This window comes from Paenibacillus sp. FSL M7-0656 (assembly GCF_038003225.1).
Taxonomy (GTDB): domain Bacteria; phylum Bacillota; class Bacilli; order Paenibacillales; family Paenibacillaceae; genus Paenibacillus; species Paenibacillus amylolyticus.
Genome location: NZ_JBBOOT010000001.1, coordinates 6,383,970 through 6,401,052, shown reverse-complemented (window position 1 = coordinate 6,401,052; position 17,083 = coordinate 6,383,970). Strand labels below are relative to the sequence as shown.

The 17,083-nt window shown below is 45.7% G+C and carries 19 protein-coding genes; 2 read left to right on the top strand and 17 right to left on the bottom strand.

The features are described from left to right. Positions 1 to 13: 13 nt before the first annotated feature. The 16 genes from recO to MHI01_RS27945 form a co-directional block, all read right to left on the bottom strand. Positions 14 to 766, bottom strand: coding sequence for a DNA repair protein RecO (gene recO, locus MHI01_RS28020; protein WP_047843778.1), 753 nt, complete (start codon positions 764 to 766; stop codon positions 14 to 16). A gap of 33 nt (positions 767 to 799) precedes the next feature. Further along, positions 800 to 940 (bottom strand): YqzL family protein, encoded by a 141-nt coding sequence (locus MHI01_RS28015; RefSeq protein ID WP_074095877.1) that lies wholly within the window; start codon positions 938 to 940, stop codon positions 800 to 802. 104 nt (positions 941 to 1,044) lie between these two features. Continuing rightward, positions 1,045 to 1,944: a GTPase Era gene (era, locus tag MHI01_RS28010; RefSeq protein ID WP_047843779.1), complete on the bottom strand. Its 900-nt coding sequence runs from the start codon at positions 1,942 to 1,944 to the stop codon at positions 1,045 to 1,047. Between the two features lie 37 nt (positions 1,945 to 1,981). Continuing rightward, positions 1,982 to 2,395: a cytidine deaminase gene (locus MHI01_RS28005; protein WP_340386901.1), complete on the bottom strand. Its 414-nt coding sequence runs from the start codon at positions 2,393 to 2,395 to the stop codon at positions 1,982 to 1,984. Between the two features lie 257 nt (positions 2,396 to 2,652). Then, complete coding sequence (locus MHI01_RS28000) at positions 2,653 to 3,024, bottom strand: diacylglycerol kinase family protein (protein WP_340984620.1); 372 nt, start codon at positions 3,022 to 3,024, stop codon at positions 2,653 to 2,655. After that, entirely contained in the window at positions 3,024 to 3,521 is a 498-nt protein-coding gene (ybeY, locus tag MHI01_RS27995; RefSeq protein WP_036674804.1) for an rRNA maturation RNase YbeY, read from the bottom strand. The genes MHI01_RS28000 and ybeY overlap by 1 nt, the downstream gene beginning before the upstream one ends. A 112-nt stretch (positions 3,522 to 3,633) precedes the next feature. Continuing rightward, on the bottom strand, positions 3,634 to 5,883 hold the full coding sequence (locus MHI01_RS27990; RefSeq protein ID WP_036615038.1) for an HD family phosphohydrolase: 2,250 nt from the start codon (positions 5,881 to 5,883) through the stop codon (positions 3,634 to 3,636). Between the two features lie 16 nt (positions 5,884 to 5,899). Further along, on the bottom strand, positions 5,900 to 6,871 hold the full coding sequence (locus MHI01_RS27985) for a PhoH family protein (RefSeq protein ID WP_017687243.1): 972 nt from the start codon (positions 6,869 to 6,871) through the stop codon (positions 5,900 to 5,902). 6 nt (positions 6,872 to 6,877) lie between these two features. Next, positions 6,878 to 8,071, bottom strand: a complete 1,194-nt coding sequence (gene yqfD / locus MHI01_RS27980) for a sporulation protein YqfD (protein ID WP_282320716.1) — start codon at positions 8,069 to 8,071, stop codon at positions 6,878 to 6,880. Further along, positions 8,068 to 8,361, bottom strand: a complete 294-nt coding sequence (yqfC, locus tag MHI01_RS27975; protein ID WP_017687241.1) for a sporulation protein YqfC — start codon at positions 8,359 to 8,361, stop codon at positions 8,068 to 8,070. Before yqfC ends, yqfD begins: the two co-directional genes overlap by 4 nt. Positions 8,362 to 8,541: 180 nt before the next feature. Continuing rightward, a complete protein-coding gene (locus MHI01_RS27970; RefSeq protein WP_076318858.1) occupies positions 8,542 to 9,141 on the bottom strand; it encodes a hypothetical protein in 600 nt (199 codons plus the stop codon). A 13-nt stretch (positions 9,142 to 9,154) separates the two neighbouring features. Then, positions 9,155 to 10,165 (bottom strand): flotillin-like protein FloA, encoded by a 1,011-nt coding sequence (gene floA, locus MHI01_RS27965; RefSeq protein WP_036615045.1) that lies wholly within the window; start codon positions 10,163 to 10,165, stop codon positions 9,155 to 9,157. Positions 10,166 to 10,325: 160 nt separating this feature from the next. Continuing rightward, positions 10,326 to 11,648 (bottom strand): NfeD family protein, encoded by a 1,323-nt coding sequence (locus MHI01_RS27960; RefSeq protein WP_051450046.1) that lies wholly within the window; start codon positions 11,646 to 11,648, stop codon positions 10,326 to 10,328. A 282-nt stretch (positions 11,649 to 11,930) separates the two neighbouring features. Continuing rightward, positions 11,931 to 12,374 (bottom strand): GatB/YqeY domain-containing protein, encoded by a 444-nt coding sequence (locus MHI01_RS27955; protein WP_017687237.1) that lies wholly within the window; start codon positions 12,372 to 12,374, stop codon positions 11,931 to 11,933. Between the two features lie 15 nt (positions 12,375 to 12,389). Continuing rightward, a complete protein-coding gene (gene rpsU / locus MHI01_RS27950) occupies positions 12,390 to 12,563 on the bottom strand; it encodes a 30S ribosomal protein S21 (protein ID WP_005547957.1) in 174 nt (57 codons plus the stop codon). A 232-nt stretch (positions 12,564 to 12,795) separates the two neighbouring features. Then, positions 12,796 to 13,155 carry a histidine triad nucleotide-binding protein gene (locus MHI01_RS27945; protein WP_024628477.1) on the bottom strand — a complete coding sequence of 120 codons (360 nt, stop codon included), beginning with the start codon at positions 13,153 to 13,155 and terminating at the stop codon, positions 12,796 to 12,798. A gap of 247 nt (positions 13,156 to 13,402) precedes the next feature. On the opposite strand from MHI01_RS27945, the gene MHI01_RS27940 reads away from it, so the two are divergent. Continuing rightward, the gene (locus tag MHI01_RS27940; protein ID WP_340984618.1) at positions 13,403 to 14,326 is read left to right on the top strand and encodes a PLP-dependent cysteine synthase family protein; all 924 of its coding nucleotides are present in this window, start codon (positions 13,403 to 13,405) and stop codon (positions 14,324 to 14,326) included. Between the two features lies 1 nt (position 14,327). Beyond that, positions 14,328 to 15,461: a bifunctional cystathionine gamma-lyase/homocysteine desulfhydrase gene (locus MHI01_RS27935; RefSeq protein WP_282320712.1), complete on the top strand. Its 1,134-nt coding sequence runs from the start codon at positions 14,328 to 14,330 to the stop codon at positions 15,459 to 15,461. Positions 15,462 to 16,234: 773 nt separating this feature from the next. Here the strand turns inward: MHI01_RS27935 and MHI01_RS27930 are convergent. Beyond that, entirely contained in the window at positions 16,235 to 16,579 is a 345-nt protein-coding gene (locus tag MHI01_RS27930; RefSeq protein ID WP_036674796.1) for a hypothetical protein, read from the bottom strand. Between the last annotated feature and the right edge of the window lie 504 nt (positions 16,580 to 17,083).

The window sequence follows — 17,083 nt, the reverse complement described above, 5'->3', positions numbered from 1 at the left end:
CCACCAAAACGCCTCAAATCCCGTACTTCTCCATCTGATCGAGGAAAGAACGGGATTTAAGATTCAGACCAAGCTGATGATCCATAAAAGCACGCATCAACTTTTTGATCTCATCACGGGTAGATTCACTCACTGATATATTCCCCAAGCGTTGCAGATCCAACTGTGCGAACAAACGCAACAACTTCAGAGCCTTTGGACTAACTGACATCGCTGGAGGATCAAAATGTTTGCATGCTCGACACAAGACGCCACCAAGTCTGGGACTTATAAACAACTGCTCATCTGGTCGCTCCTGATTGCAGGAGATGCACTCATCGAACTGTGGACCATATCCGGATGCCTGTAATATTTTCATTTCGTACAGACTTGTAATAACAACCGGATCTTTCTCTTCCTTCAACGCCTGCAAACACGCCTTTAACTGTTTGAACCAAAATGTACCTGTCTCTTCATCCTGAAGCACCCGATCCAATAGTTCACACGCATAAGAGGCATAAGAGGCCTTGACCAGATCTTCACGCAACTCATGATAGGATTCAACAATTTCTCCAGCGTTCAGTGTGCCTAGACCTGTATTGCGAAAATATACATATTGACCATACGTAAACGGCTGCACCAGTGCAGCATGTCGGCTCTTGGGCTTTTTGGCACCGCGGACGAGTACCCCTACTTTCCCGCCGCTTTCGGTGCAAAGTGTAATGATTTTGTTCCCTTCGCCGTAGTCCATGCTGCGGATGACAATCCCTTCCACCCTGTATAGCATGCCTCGTCACCTAACCATTCCCGAATCAGCCAGTTATCCTTCGGCTTCTTCATCTTCAATCACTTCCCTTGCATTATCCGACTCCTGTCCTAACGAGTTACACGCCTCGGTATATAACAAATAGGACTCCACATCCCCCGTCATCGCAAAAACCTTCCACGAAAAATCTCGCATCGGAATTTCATCCTCTCTTCGGAAATGACGTCTGCATCTACCAAATAGGATGGAGTCTTGCAAGGTAAACTATGTGTTGCAATTACTGGATACAATTCCGAGGATCAGTCACGGCCAAAGCCAAGGTCACGCAGAACCCGATCCTGATTTCTCCAATCTTTTTTCACTTTAACCCATAGGTCCATGAAAATTTTGGAGCCAAGCAAATTCTGAATGTCGTGTCGAGCTCGTTTACCCACTTCTTTCAGAAGGGCACCTTGCTTGCCGATAATGATCCCTTTTTGGGAATCCCGTTCCACAAAAATGACGGCTGAGATATAAACGACACCATTATCCTGTACTTTCATATCTTCGATCGTTACAGCAATGGAGTGAGGCACTTCTTCACGAGTCATTTGCAGAATTTTTTCACGAATCAACTCGGCACATACAAACTGCTCCGGATGGTCAGTAACTTGGTCATCAGGATAGTACTGTGGACCTTCTGGCAAATACTTACCGAGCTGTTCCAGCAACGTGCTGACATTGCTGCCAAGCATGGCAGAGACAGGAACGATTTCAGCGAAATCGTGAAGCTTGCGATACGTCTCAATGAGTGGCAGCAGCGCTTCCGGCTCAATTTTGTCAATTTTATTCATGACAAGAATGACAGGTGTACGGATATTTTTCAACTGTTCCGCAATATAACGATCACCGCCACCCAAACCCTCTGAAGCGTCAATCAGGAACAGTGCTGCTTCTACTTCTCCGAGCGTATTCAGAGCAGTCTGGTTCATGTAATCGCCAAGTTTGGATTGACGTTTGTGAATACCCGGTGTGTCCAGGAATACGATTTGCTGATGTTCGGATGTATACACACCATGAATTTTATTACGTGTGGTTTGTGGCTTGTCCGACATAATCGCAATTTTCTGTCCGATCACTTGGTTCATCAGTGTCGATTTACCTACGTTTGGACGTCCAATAATGGCTACAAAACCGGATTTAAATGCTTGTTTTTTCATATGTTCCTCCTCAGGCGCCTAGGCCTGGAATATTGGTTTATTTTTTGGCAGAATTCAGATCAGAAGGCCCAAAAGCCCAAGGTAACAGTTCAGCAACGGTGGTCACTTGCAGATCACCTTTCAAGTTCCCCAAGATGACTTTCATATCAGGTTCACACAGTTCGTACATGACCTGACGACATACGCCACATGGAGCAATCGGACCATCCGTGTCTCCCACAATGGCAATCGCTGTGAAGCTGCGAGGCTTCTGCCCACCTGCAATGGCACTAAACATCGCTGTACGTTCAGCACAGTTACCTGGTGTATACGCAGCATTCTCAATATTACAACCATGATGCACATGACCTTCACTGTCAAGCAAAGCCGCGCCAACACCAAAATGGGAGTAAGGCGTATACGCCTTCGTACGTGCCTTAATTGCTTCTTGCATTAACAAACTGTTATCCATTAATAATCTCTCCCTTAGGGTGCAATATAAAATCAAACTAGTGCATTTACACTGGACACTCCGCTGTCAGAACAACCTTCCGAGCGCTGTTATCCCCAGATTTTTTTGATCCCTTTTAATAAGGGAAAATCCGGGGATAAAGGCGCACACTCCGTTTCTTCAGGTTTTTTCTGACCTCTCCGTTATCGTGTTTGCATCAAGTAAATTTATATTAGTGTGTAGTATTAAAATCAAATCAAAACAAGGTTAAAACAAAATCAGTACAAATCTAGCCAGCTCATCACCGGCTTAATGAAAACGATACAACCGATGATGACAGCGAATACCGCAGCCAGCAGAACTGCCCCGGCCGCGGTATCCTTTGCCGCTTTTGCCAGCGGGTGGATATGGGGGTGTGCCAAGTCAACCGCTGCCTCTACAGCCGTGTTCATCAATTCAGTCACCAGGACCAAAAAGACAGCGGTCAGCACAAACATCCAATCCGTTCTTGAGATTCTGAAAAAAAAGCCGGCTAAACACATCAAAATAGCCACTCCCGTGTGAACTCTCACATTACGCTGAGTCCGCAACCCATATGCGATTCCTTCCGCAGCATTGCGGAATACCAGACCCCAGGAGCGTCTTCTCATTATCGTGTCAACCCGGCCTGGGCCAATACCGCTTCTTGTTTGCCCATCATTTCAGCCTCACTTGCTTCATCCTGATGGTCGTATCCAAGCAGGTGCAAGAAACCATGGACAAACAGAAAACCAAGTTCACGTTCAAATGAGTGTCCATACTCTTCACTTTGCAGGATGGTCCGTGGTACGGAAATGATGATGTCTCCAAGAACATCCGGCATTTCTTCCATTTCTTCATCTTCGTCCAGCTCATAGATAATATCGAGCTCTTCATCCACCGTCTCGTTCATTGCAAAAGACAATACATCCGTAGGACGGTCAATACCGCGATAATCACGGTTCAACTCATGAATCTGCTCATCATTCACAAAAGTCAGAGCCACTTCCCCGTCTGCAACACCTTCCGCTTCTCCTGCGAGATTCAGCAACTGTTCCAGCATTGCAATCATCGGTTCTGTAATTTCTTTATCCTGTTGTTCATTATTCCATGCCAGATTAAGACTCATTCTTTCATAACTCCTGTCTGCTCATATTAGAGGTTGTTCAAAAAGCCTTACTAGCTTCATCCCATCTTCTCGGTACTGAAACCAACCTTTTTGAACACGAACTATTATTAAATTAGCCTGCTTCGGGTGAAGTTGGCTTTGGTTTCTTAATCTCCTCCGGATATTCTATCCTGGAGTGGAAGATACCCATCACCGTTTCCTTCAATGTTCTGGCGACGATATCCAGTTCACGCATCGTAAGGTCACAATCATTAAATTGATGATCGTCCAATCGTCCTTTAATAATCTTCTCAATCATGGACTCCACTTGCTCCACTGTCGGTTTGCGCAAAGATCTCACAGCAGCCTCCACACTATCGGCAATGCCAACAATAGCCGATTCCTTGGACTGAGCCTTCGGCCCAGGGTAACGGAAATCTTCTTCCGTGAAATCAGGCTCAACGCCTGCTTCTTCCGCCTGGCGCAGTGCTTTGTGATAGAAATAGTGGAGAAATGTCGTGCCGTGATGCTGTTCAGCAATATCCCGAATAGGTCTAGGCAACTTATAATCCTTCTGCATTTCCACCCCATCGCGCGCATGGGCAACGATAATGGATTTGCTCAGTTTCGGATCAATTGAATCATGTGGATTCTCCATATTGTTCTGATTTTCAATAAAATAGATGGGGCGCTTCGTCTTGCCAATATCATGATAATACGAACCGACTCTGCAGAGCAATCCGTTAGCTCCTATGGCTTCTGCTGCTGCTTCGGACAGATTTCCTACCATAACGCTGTGATGATAGGTACCCGGTGTCTCCGTCAGCAACTTGCGAAGAAGCGGATGGTTCGGATTAGATAGTTCTACCAGTTTGAGCGCTGACAAAATGCCAAATGAAGTTTCAAAAAATGGCATCAGCCCAATAACCAGAATGGCAGTCAGTACGCCACCAGCAAATGCAAACCCAACACCATACAGTGTCGTGGTTCGGTTCCAATCGCCCGAGTCAATCAAAGCCAAGGTGAAGACGGCTATGGACCCGAACAGACAGACCATAATGGCCCCTTTCAGGATCGTTGATCGCTGGCTAGCCTTATGAGTTGCGAAGATCGCAACAAATGAAACCAATACAGCAAAGAAACCTAGTTCGAAGTCAAAAAGTTGACCCTGATGTGTATTCAAAATAATGCTGGACAACATACCGATCAAAATCGAACATACAAAGGCAAGCGAGGTATCCAGTAACAAGGCAATTAACATCGCTCCTACCGCAACAGGTGCAAGGAAGCCAACATAAGACCTCTCATTGGTCTGGATAATCGCCGTCACATGCATAACCACAATCGTAATAATAAAAATGAGAACAAGCATCAACAGCTGGGCATTATTATACTTAAAATGTGTTCCGCTGCCTTGCTGAATATACATCAGAATGGCTGCTGACAACAGGCAGGAAAACATAAGAAGTCCAAGCTGCGGCCAGTAGTTCACTTCATTTTTCAGCAAATCATTCTCACCCAGCAAAGTATACATCTCCGGGGTGATCATCTCACCCTTGGCAACTAATGTGTCCCCTTGCTTGATAAAGACGGTTTGCGTGTTCTCACGCGCCTGTACTTTGGCTTCCTTAGTTCCCTCTTCATCGTAGAAGCGGTTCGCGGTCACCACAAGGCGAGCAAGCTCTTGCACGACCTCACGTTGCGTACGCTTACCAAGAGAGCTGACACTCACCATCTCGGCTACTTTGGCACGAGCAGTGGTTGCATCGCTGATCTGATCCGTCATTAACCGGGCAACAATATCCCTCGCAACCGGCTTCATCTCCTGGATATCATCCGATGTCAGACGTGAAATTTTGATGTAAGTTTCTTCGGGAATACGGTAGCTTTGCTCCTGTACCACATTTCTGATTTCTTCCAAAAGAGTCTCGGAGTATGTACCGGCTTTCCGATTATTATTGATATAGTTGGTCACAAAATCCTTCTGGCGCTGTGGAATTTCATCCCGATAAATATCAATCTTATCCTGACTTGAAATCTGATCATCCTGATTTAATCGATCTACACGATCAAGCAGGGTAGTCATCAAATTTTCGTTTCGCAACTGGACAATCTGAAATATCGGCTGTACCCGTTCAGCAGCTTCTTCCTGTGCTTTGAGTGTGGCCTTGTTATTCGGAATCTGCATGGGCGCAGCAATGTCCACTTCACTCCGTGTCCCTTCCTGAATATCATAGCGCTCAGGGAGCAGTTTGGAAGCCAGACTGACGTAGAAAAGAATCACCAGAAACAAAAACAGAAGATAGCGTGCCCACACGCTATACTTCCATCCTGTAGCCTTATTCTGAAAAGATTTGCCTTTTGACGGTTCCTTCGAGGTCACTTTAGACAATCCCTTTCTATGCTTGATTTTCTGCGGCGTGGTTGTAAGCCACGATAATTTTCTGGACAAGGGAATGCCGTACAACATCTTGCTCGGCAAAATAGACAAATCCAATCTCGTTAACTTCGTTCAAGATCGTATTCGCTTCCACAAGCCCGGATTTCTTACCACGCGGTAAATCAATCTGTGTCACGTCTCCGGTGATGACCATTTTGGAGCCAAAACCAAGACGGGTTAGAAACATCTTCATCTGTTCCGGCGTTGTGTTCTGTGCTTCATCCAGAATGATGAAGGAGTCATCCAGCGTACGCCCCCGCATGTAGGCGAGTGGCGCGATTTCGATTAACCCTCGCTCCAGTGCCTTCGCGGTCTGTTCCTGTCCCATAACGTCATACAGGGCATCGTACAGCGGTCTCAGATAAGGGTCTACCTTCTCTTGAAGATCACCTGGCAAAAATCCAAGACTCTCTCCCGCTTCAACAGCAGGCCGTGTGAGTACAATGCGTTTGACGCTGCCTTCTTTAATTGCGGCAACAGCCAGTACAACAGCAAGGTAGGTTTTACCCGTACCAGCAGGACCAATGCCAAATACAATATCACGTTTTTTAATTGTAGTTACATAGTGCTTCTGTCCAATGGTTTTAACACGGATTGGTTTACCTCGGTATGTCGTTGTAATCTCGCCCTTGAACAGATCCAATAGCTGGTCTGCCCGCATATCCTTGGCAAGTTCAATCGCATACTTCACATCTCTCTCGGTTAACACATATCCATTGCGTATCAATTGCAGTAACACATCAAATAATTGTTCAAGCGATTCCACCTGCTGTGCGTTGCCAAAAATCACAATCTCCGCTTCACGGGATGCAATCTGGGCGGGAATCTCGGATTCAATCAGTTTAAGAAAAGTATCTTGGGGTCCAAAAAGAGATTGGCCCTCTCCCGCACTCTGGAGGGAGATTTGTATGCTGCGTGTTTGCTCTGACAAATATCCTCATTCTCCTTGACTATGGACTAGCGGAAGTTCTTCCGCAATGCTTTCTTCTACTTCAAATAAGACTTTCATATAAACTTTACCATTCTCTTTCTTCTCATGCAAAATTTTTTCACTTATAATTTTTGTTCCTTTGCCGTTTTTGGCGATAATATCGTTCCTTGCTCCTTCCAATCCTTTCGTTCTGGCCCATTCTATCGTCTGTTGTTGCTCATGCTCTCGGGTCTCCAGATCTTTCTCTGTCAGCCAACCCATGGGAAGTGTAAAGGATCGCCACGTTAATGGTTTATGATTACTCTCGGTATCAAATGAACTGAAAGGTGTACTTCCGTACCCCCACAGTTGAATCGCCCAATTCCCCAGCACCATGTAAAAACGTTCTTTGCTCTCACCTGTCATTGTATTATGTTTTTGCACCAGCGGAACCTCTACCTGATACTCACGCCATACCAGACCACGAACTTCGCCTTTGGCAACGATGGTTTTGGTGTTCTCCTCATCTCCGAGAATCCCCGAGATCAATACCTGACCCTTTTTGACACGCATGTCCTTCTGAACAACAGGGCGTCCCTGCTCCGCATAGATTTGAGTGACCACAGCATCTGACTTACTGATCAGATGTCTGGGGTTCAGTAATGGTTCGCGCTTTGGTTGGGCAGATTCTACGACCTGAATGGTAATGGTTGTCCCCTCTTTGCTCACGCCAATCCAGGTTACATCCGGCAGAGCGAGTGCAAGCTGCCTGGAGAGCTTGTCTTGGCTTTGCAGACGGAACCCCCATTGCAAAGGATATATGCCCTCTTTCTTCGCTGCTGCAAGCACCTCGTCGGTGGGAATGGTGACGTTACCCTTGACCTCCACACTCCATACCATGGACGACAACGCAAACAAAGCTGCCACAAAAAACAGCATACCCCCAAGAAAGAACTTCCTCCGCAGTAAACGGGCCGCAAAAAAGGGGAAACCGCTGCGATGGGTTACTTTCACCCTGCAGCCTGTCCGTTTCAACACAGGACGCAACCTGAAAAAATGCGGCAGCAGAATGTTCATCTCTGCCACGCGTCCATCGTGAGCACGCAGGTTCCAAACTTCCAGTCCCTGCTCTGCCACCGTGTTGATTAATGTTTCAATGTCTCCCCCAGTGACCGTGATTCGGACTGCTCCCCGCAGTTTATACAGACTGGGCTGCTTCATCCGTTCCCCTCCACTCCATTCATATGAATATCCAGAATCGTTCCTTCAACAGCTACTTCATCCGGCAAAATATTACGTATCACCAAGGCAGTTCCTTTGATCTCTAACTGGCCTTGGGAAAGAGCCAACACGATACGATCCGGCGTGAAATGGATGACACCGCGATGATTCTCTATATACAGTTGCTTACTGCCGATCAGGGTTAACCGTGGCATATCATAAAGCACATCCTGCGGCAGATCCAACACTTCACTGGTCCATCTGCGCAGCTTGCGGCTGATCCGGGTCATTCGAAGGTCTTCCCCCTTCCTCTACAGTTCAACTTATGCGCAGATTCAAGAATTTATGAAAATTCCGGGGCGTGTTAGGGACGAATGTTGAGAAAAAAGGATAGAACACAGAAAAAGCCGTCTCCGGCGGCTTCATGCTCACCAGAGACGGCTTTATTTCCGTCCAGCAACTTAACTTATTTACAGTTTCCCTCTTGTACCAAACGGCTGTTTGGAACGAGGAGAACCCAGTACTTCTGCCCACAGGACACCTGTGCGAATGTCTGCCGGACGAAGCGGAGACGCTCCCGATCCATCGCTGCTGGTCTCATCCCAACTGGAATCAGACACAACTGGCCGATTCGCAGAAGAGATGCGATTCAAGCGTTCTTCGATCAAACGTTGCTGTTCTTCCATGCCTCTCATCTGTTCCTCAAGTGAATTTGCCATCGCACTCATCGTGCCCTCACTTCTGTAGTCAGTTGCGGGGCGAGAAGATGCAGCAGGCTCCGAATACGGCTCATCATACTGATTCTCATATTGCACGTCATCATACCGATCATCATACTGTTCATCATAGCGGGGGTCTGTAGGTCCGGAAGACTGCTGCGGAGATGAATTGTCTCTTGAACGTTCATCCCGGCCTGAATCACCACTGCCTCCAAATGTAGGCATCCCGTTGGCAGGACGCTTTTTGTTCGGATCAGCCGATTTGGCAGCTTTCCCCAAGAAGGAGAAGAGTGCAAAACCGATGACGGCCACAATATACAGATTATCAAAAATCCATTCAAATAGGCCCATATGCACTCACCGCCTATCTTCCGTTTTTGGAATCACCCTGATCGTTGGAATTCGAACCTTCACCAGGTTTTCCCAATGTGTTACGCATTTGAGTATCCGCTTCAATGTTCTTCAGGTTCATATAATCCATCACACCGATTTTACCGTTACGAAGTGCCTCAGCCATTGCCAAAGGTACTTGGGACTCGGATTCAACAACGCGTGCTCTCATTTCCACTACGCGTGCTTTCATCTCTTGCTCTTGGGCTACGGCCATTGCGCGACGCTCTTCGGCTTTTGCCTGAGCGATACGTTTGTCAGCTTCTGCTTGCTCTGTTTGCAAGAAGGCACCAATGTTTTTACCTACATCAACGTCCGCAATATCAATGGACAGGATTTCAAAAGCAGTACCAGCATCCAGACCTTTGGACAATACAGTACGAGAGATCAGATCCGGATTTTCCAGGACGTCTTTGTGAGAATTGGAGGAACCGTTCGTACTTACGATACCTTCACCAACACGGGCGATGATCGTTTCTTCACCAGCACCACCGACGAGACGATCAATGTTGGCACGAACCGTAACCCGCGCTCTAACTTTAACTTCAATACCATCTTTGGCAACTGCAGACACAATTGGTGTTTCGATAACACGTGGGTTAACGCTCATCTGTACGGCTTGTAATACGTCACGACCTGCGAGGTCAATCGCAGCAGCACGTTCAAATTCGAGTGGAATGTTGGCACGTTGTGCAGCAATCAGAGCGTTTACAACACGGTCAACGTTACCACCGGCCAAGAAGTGACTTTCCAGTTGGTTCATTGAAAGTTTAAGACCGGCTTTAGTTGCTTTAATCATTGGATTAACGATACGGCTAGGCGTTACACGTCTCAGTCTCATCGCTACCAGTGTAATAATACTTACGCGTACGCCGGATGCAATCGCTGAAACCCAGAGCATAACCGGGAAAAAGCTGAAGAATACGCTCAATACGATAATACCTACTACCGCAATGAGCAAAATCGTAATCATAGATGTGTCCATTGTTTAATTTCCTCCATTTGCAATTTGAATTTGATAAAAATGTTTGAGAAGACACTCATGAGTCCGCTGCTAAATGAAAGAATGCACCACCTCGCTGGCAGCTTCAGCACGTGGTTATGTACATTGCCGAAGCGTTAATGCGCTTCGACAACAGAGCGAGTTACACCGGCAAAGCTTGCTGAACCACAATCCGGGTACCTTCCGCTTTAATCACAATAATCGGAGTATCGATGGGAATAAAATCTCCGTCGGTCACAACGTCAATTCGTTCCCCTTCAAACATCGCTGTTCCCGAAGGACGAAGCGGTGTCAGACTGATTCCTTGCAGACCAACCAGCTCTTTACGTTCTGTGGCTGATGAATAACCCCGATCCGCAGACATGCTATCACTCAGTATGAAGCGATTCCATATCCCTCGATCCTTAAAGATAATTGAGATGATCGCAATGACTACCAGTGCTGCTCCAAAAGCGATACCCAGAGATACAAATGCATCACTCGTATCATAAGCAGCCCTTACAACACCGGCCACAAGCGCAATTGATCCCAAAATCCCCAGAATACCAAAGCTCGGAATAAACATCTCCAGAATCATCATGATGAGTCCGACGGTAAATAGCACCCATGTCTCTGCTCCGGCAAATCCCGCAATGTAATTACCCGAGAAATACAACACGAAACACACGATACCTACAATACCAGGAACTCCAAAACCAGGAACAATCAATTCAATGATCACACCCGCGATTCCGAGGAACAATAACACAGTCATCACAACCGGATTGGTAAGAAAAGAGGAGATATTCTCCGCTGTTGTTCTTTCTACCTTAAATACGTCATCCTGACTGTAACCGAGCCAAGCTGCCGCTTCTTCCGGTGTGTTGCTGATGTGGTCGGCATAACCAACTTTCAGCGCTTCTTCAGCCGAGAGAGCAATAATTTCACCTTTTTGTTTGGTTTTATTGATCTCTGGCATTTCAACAACGATGTTAACATCCGTCATTCCAGCTGCAATCTTGCCATCACGACCACTGATTTCAGCCGCTCCCTGCATTTTGCTTTTCCAGAATGCAACAAGCTTTGGATCATCAACATGTTTACCCGTACTGTCCACCATTGCTGCCGCACCAATCATACTGCCTGGTGACATTACGATCTTATCAGCATTCAGAGCCAGAAAACTCCCGGCTGAAGCAGCATCTCCACGGACAAATGCAACAGTCTCGATTGGACTGTCCTTAATTAGGGTACCCAATGCTTCTGCAGTGTCGACACGGCCTCCCGGCGTATTGATATCAAGAACGATCAGGCCAGCATTCATCTCTTCTGCTTGCTTGAACCCGCGTTCCATGAACTTGCCAAGTCCCTGCTCGATTGGTTTATCAACCGGAATAATATATACGGCACCACTCTTCTCAGCTGCATGCGCTGACGGTGATCCAATCCAGACAGGAAGCAACAGCGTCAGCAGCATTAAGAGCATCAATGGCCCCGTAAGCTTCTTCCGGCGCTTTCCCTTCACAATAGTCCCCCCTTTTCCATTAATGTTATACTGTCCAGCTTATGGTATTTATTACGTGCAATGCAACATTTCGTTTCAAAATCTTAAAATTATATTTGAAAACTCGATCAATTGCAAGAATAAAAATCCATAATAATATATATTAACCATTAAAAAGGAATTTCGTCACCCTAAGGACTTCATGCCTTCTGATAAATGGAAAAAACACCTCCTGACAAGTCAGAAGGTGTTTATTGATTTGCTTTATTGCAGAAATTGTTGAACTGCTTGATTTACCAGTTTGCCGTCCGCTTTGCCTTTAACTTTCGGCATAAGGGCCGCCATGACTTTCCCCATCTCGGCTTTCGAAGAAGCACCGGTTTCCTGGATGGTCTGCTGTACAATAACTTTAATTTCTTCTTCGGTAAGCTGTGTGGGAAGGTACTGGATGAGTACTTCAATTTCCGCTTTTGCATTTGCCGCGAGATCTTCACGGCCCGCTTTGTCAAATTCTTGGAGGGCATCTTTGCGCTGTTTGATTTCACGACTCAGGATATCAAGCACTTCGTTGTCATCCAAATCTCTTTTCAAATCTATTTCAAGATTCTTGATCGTCGAACGAATCAACCGAATGTTGGAGAGTCTGAACTTGTCCTTACTCTTCATCGCTTGCTTCATATCTTCGTTCAATCGTTCGCTAAGATTCATGTAATTAAAATCCTCCTAAAACTTTCTCTTACGAGCAGCCTCGGACTTTTTCTTGCGCTTTACGCTTGGCTTCTCATAATGCTTACGTTTCTTCACCTCAGCCAATACGCCATCTTTAGCGATGGAGCGTTTAAAACGACGAAGTGCAGCATCAATAGTCTCGTTTTTGCGAACTTTAGTTTCAGACACCAGTTTTCCCTCCCTCCGACCAGACCGTCCAAGAGCAATAACACGGTTCATCATCTTACATTATAGGCGAAAGATAATAAAGGTGTCAACCTCAATGTAATGATCACTTATTTGAATCCATTTTATAACTCAAAGGTATTATGAAATGAATTCATTATATAAGCATTTGGTCACACATTCGTGGATTTAATGCATATGACTAAATCCTCAATATTAGTACCCATTAGCTCGTTTATTTGTGAGAATCGGACAGACTTGTTAACACGCCAAGTCTGGTACCACCCAACAAATGGTAATGCAGATGATGAACGGTTTGTTCTCCATCCTTACCACAATTGTTGATTAATCGATATCCTGTTTCCTCCACGCCAAGACGCTTCGCCGCTTCTTGAGCAGCCAGATGAATCTCGCCGATCAATGGCAGATCTTCTGCAGTAACTTCATTCATGGAAGCAATATGTTTCTTCGGAATGACAAGAACATGTGTCGGTGCGGCGGGCTGGATGTCATGAAAAACGATAACATGGTCATTCTCCAGTACTTTATTGGAGGGAATGCTGCCCTCTACAATTTTGCAAAATAAGCAATCCATAGTTCATACCCTCCTTTGTATTCCAGTGTATGTATTCCCCTCTATCATACTAAAAGTAAAAACCCACGTCCAATCTTTAGACACACAACCAGGTATTCTAGGTCAACTCTCCATCTATCATCGAGCCGAACACTAAACAACATTGGATGTATACCAAGCTCTTTTATCGAAATATGGTTTTATCACGCACTTTTCCCAATTAAACAAATATGTATGGTTAATGACAGACAAAAGGAGATTGGTTAATTTGACCGTTTATCAACATGTGCAGGAACTTATAGGTAATACACCTCTGCTTGAATTAACTCGTTATCCATTACCGGAAGGAATCCGCCTGTTCGCCAAACTGGAATTCATGAATCCCGGAGGAAGTGTGAAAGACAGGATCGGCAAGTTTTTATTGGAGAAGGCCTTGGCAAGAGGAGATGTTAAACCAGGTGGAACGGTGATCGAAGCTACTGCAGGCAACACAGGAATTGGTCTTGCAATGGCGGCTGTAGGCCTGAATTTAAAGGTCATTTTCACGGTACCTCAGAAGTTCAGTGTTGAGAAGCAGCAGTTGATGAAAGCCCTTGGTGCTACGGTCGTCAACACACCCACATCCGAAGGAATCACTGGTGCCATACGCAAGGCGGAATCGCTGGCGAAAGAAATACCGGGTTCGTATATTCCAGGTCAGTTCTCCAATGCAGATAACCCACTCGCACATTATGAACATCTGGGTCCTGAGATTTGGCGTGATCTGAACGGGCAGGTGGATGTATATGTCGCCGGAGCCGGGTCTGGCGGAACTTTCATGGGAGTATCTCGCTATTTGAAGGAGCAAAAACCGTTAATTAAAACATGTATCGTAGAACCCGAAGGTTCGATACTCGCAGGAGGTCCATCGGGACCACATCGTACAGAAGGAATAGGGGTCGAAACGTTATCTTCTTTTATGGATGTGAGTTACTTTGATGCCATTCATACGATCTCAGATGAAGATGCCTTTGAGCGGGTAAAGGATCTGGCCTTGTTGGAAGGCTTACTGGTAGGAAGTTCCTCAGGTTCAGCTATGCAAGCCGCATTAAACGAAGCTGTTCACGCAGCTCCTGGAAGTAACATCGTCGTTATTTTCCCGGATAGCAGCGAACGGTATTTAAGCCAAAATATCTATAATGGAGGACAATGAAATGAGACCAAAAACCAAGCTGATTCATGCAGGTATTGTTGGTGATCCACACACTGGAGCAGTGAGTGTACCGATCTATCAAGTAAGCACGTATGAGCAAGAATCGGTTGGCGTACACAAAGGATACGAGTATTCACGAACAGGCAACCCTACCCGTCATGCGTTGGAAGAAGTCATTAAAGAGCTGGAGGATGGCGTTCGAGGTTTTGCTTTTAGTTCGGGCATGGCTGCGATTCACGCTGTACTGTCTCTGCTGAAAACTGGAGATCACGTCATTCTGACGGATGATGTATACGGCGGGACTTACCGTATTTTCACCAAGGTGCTGAGTCGTCTGGGGATCGAGTCTACCTTTGTAGACACTACCTCACCACAAGCACTGGAAAAGGCTTTGCAATCCAATACAAAGGCCATTTATGTAGAAACACCTACCAATCCGTTACTCAAGGTCACCGATATTACTGCTGTAGCGAAATGGTCAAAACAACATGAGTTGATGTTCATCGTGGATAACACGTTTAGTACGCCTTATTGGCAAACCCCGCTGGCTCTGGGAGCGGATATTGTACTACATTCTGCAACGAAATATATCGGCGGTCATAGCGATGTCGTGGCAGGACTTGCGGTTGTCAACAGCGAGCAACTTGGTGAAGATCTGCATTTTATTCAAAATGCAATTGGCGCAGTCCTGGGCCCTATGGATTCCTGGCTATTAATGCGAGGTCTTAAAACATTGGGATTACGGATGGAAGCGCAAGAACGCAATACAGAGCAGCTTGTGACATTTTTGAATCAACATCCAGCAGTAAGCAAAGTCTATTATCCCGGGTTGCCCGACCATCCACAGCATAAGCTTGCTTCCACGCAAGCGAGAGGTTATGGCGGTATGGTTTCCTTTGATGTAGGCAGTGCTGAAAAAGTAGATGACGTGTTAAGCAAAGTCCGTTATTTCACATTGGCTGAAAGTCTGGGCGCGGTGGAAAGTTTAATTTCTGTCCCTGCCCGAATGACGCATGCCTCCATTCCTTATGAACGTCGGCAAGAATTGGGGATCACGGATGGTTTGATTCGTATCTCCGTTGGGATCGAGGATGTTGAAGATTTACTTGAGGATTTGAAATCAGCATTAAGTTAAGGGCATTTTGAAGTCCATGCTGGCTGATCTTGGAGAAGGTGTAGTGGACGATTTTCTAAGGAACACAGGAAGTCTTATTTGGCGTTCAGGCTCTCATTTGAAATTACAAGGAACAGCAGGCACGTTATTTCCCAAAACACCCTCAAAAAATGCTAAAAACGGCTGTTTATCCGGTTATAACGTGTATCAGATTCCTTAAAATTCTGAGGGCGCTTCAAAGCCTTGAATAAGATGCCTGAGATTCGTCAGCGCTCACATCATGCTCCGCTCCTCCAACCGCGGGTAAGAGAACAGCATCGATTCCACACGAATCGAAGCTTTTTATCGGAATAGAGAATTAAAGCTTTCCGGTGTCCTGATCGTTAGCTTGCACATATGAACGTTCTCGCATATTCAGGATTCAGTACACCCATTGCTGCTGCGGATACGTTCAGAGCAAGCTTCTGTTTTCAGTAAGTTTGATACACGTTAAGTGCTACCCGTTCATCTTCGATCTTACACTAATTAGGTTTTAAAAAAAGTCATGCCTTACAGAAGTTCGCTTCTGCACAGGCATGACCTTTTGGATATTCGGTATGTTGCCAGTTGTATTGCAATGAATATCGCGATACATCAGGCTGAGACTACATATGTGATAAGACCTCTCTATTTCATGCTGTACGGTACCATGAATGAAACATCCATCCTCAGCTTGTTATTTTCAAGGATTTTCATAAGGTGCCCATAGTGTACATAAGAATGTGTCACATTAGTTATGACTGTTTTTTCTAATCTCAATAGTACGGTAAAAGGGTTAATGCTGTAAGCGCAAATAACGGGAGCACCAGTCGGTTAAAACGTCTACGGCCATAACCATAATACGGATAAGGTGTAGGGTAGCCGTAACCTGGATAAAATCCGCGAGTATGACCTATTGGATAGTTTGCTCCAGGCATTGCATTTGGAGCCCAGTTCGCATGATTCACCATGGCTTCCGGTCCAACGGGAACAGCCAGGTAGATCATTTCGTCATCCACATTTTCCATAATGCCATCGTAGTGCATACCGTCATTCATCTGTACACATACATAACGGTGCATGTGTTCCTTACATATTTTCTTTGCTTCCACTTTTTCCACTTGCCAACGCCTCCCTGATTCAGCTCTTGATCACCTTTTCATGGTATTCAGAACTGGGCGAATTGACACTACTGACGAAAAAACACAAAAAAAGAAGCACCCCGTGAGCGGCTTCCTTGGAAGTCTGCTGCGCGGACATCTATTCAGGAAACGTCCTGATCAGATGTCCGCCGGGGTACTTAAATAAAGTTTGTCGGCTTAACTGTAGTATAACAGCGGGATGAACCTGTATCTGTGATGTAACTCACTCCGCTAAGTTATAAAAGCAAGAAAAGAAATGAAATATTTTTACAAGATAATATTCCGTAATAGTGCGTGTTTAAAAAGGGCGGTTTTCAGTACCAAAAAGACGGGATAAAGCTAGAAATGGAGTAGCGGAGCATAGATAGAGCTACGTGAGCAACCGCAATATTTCCGAAGGAAACAACCTTCGTAAGCCCCTACTTATTTCGGCTGAATTCCATATTCGATGTTGATGATGCCGCTAGGCACCATTCGTAATCA

Coding starts and splice junctions, on each gene's coding strand:
- recO (WP_047843778.1), bottom strand. CDS start 766: ATGCTATACAGGGTGGAAGGGATTGTCATCCGCAGCATGGACTACGGC.
- MHI01_RS28015 (WP_074095877.1), bottom strand. CDS start 940: ATGCGAGATTTTTCGTGGAAGGTTTTTGCGATGACGGGGGATGTGGAG.
- era (WP_047843779.1), bottom strand. CDS start 1,944: ATGAAAAAACAAGCATTTAAATCCGGTTTTGTAGCCATTATTGGACGT.
- MHI01_RS28005 (WP_340386901.1), bottom strand. CDS start 2,395: ATGGATAACAGTTTGTTAATGCAAGAAGCAATTAAGGCACGTACGAAG.
- MHI01_RS28000 (WP_340984620.1), bottom strand. CDS start 3,024: ATGAGAAGACGCTCCTGGGGTCTGGTATTCCGCAATGCTGCGGAAGGA.
- ybeY (WP_036674804.1), bottom strand. CDS start 3,521: ATGAGTCTTAATCTGGCATGGAATAATGAACAACAGGATAAAGAAATT.
- yqfD (WP_282320716.1), bottom strand. CDS start 8,071: ATGAAGCAGCCCAGTCTGTATAAACTGCGGGGAGCAGTCCGAATCACG.
- yqfC (WP_017687241.1), bottom strand. CDS start 8,361: ATGACCCGGATCAGCCGCAAGCTGCGCAGATGGACCAGTGAAGTGTTG.
- MHI01_RS27970 (WP_076318858.1), bottom strand. CDS start 9,141: ATGGGCCTATTTGAATGGATTTTTGATAATCTGTATATTGTGGCCGTC.
- floA (WP_036615045.1), bottom strand. CDS start 10,165: ATGGACACATCTATGATTACGATTTTGCTCATTGCGGTAGTAGGTATT.
- MHI01_RS27960 (WP_051450046.1), bottom strand. CDS start 11,648: ATGCTCTTAATGCTGCTGACGCTGTTGCTTCCTGTCTGGATTGGATCA.
- MHI01_RS27955 (WP_017687237.1), bottom strand. CDS start 12,374: ATGAATCTTAGCGAACGATTGAACGAAGATATGAAGCAAGCGATGAAG.
- MHI01_RS27945 (WP_024628477.1), bottom strand. CDS start 13,155: ATGGATTGCTTATTTTGCAAAATTGTAGAGGGCAGCATTCCCTCCAAT.
- MHI01_RS27935 (WP_282320712.1), top strand. CDS start 14,328: ATGAGACCAAAAACCAAGCTGATTCATGCAGGTATTGTTGGTGATCCA.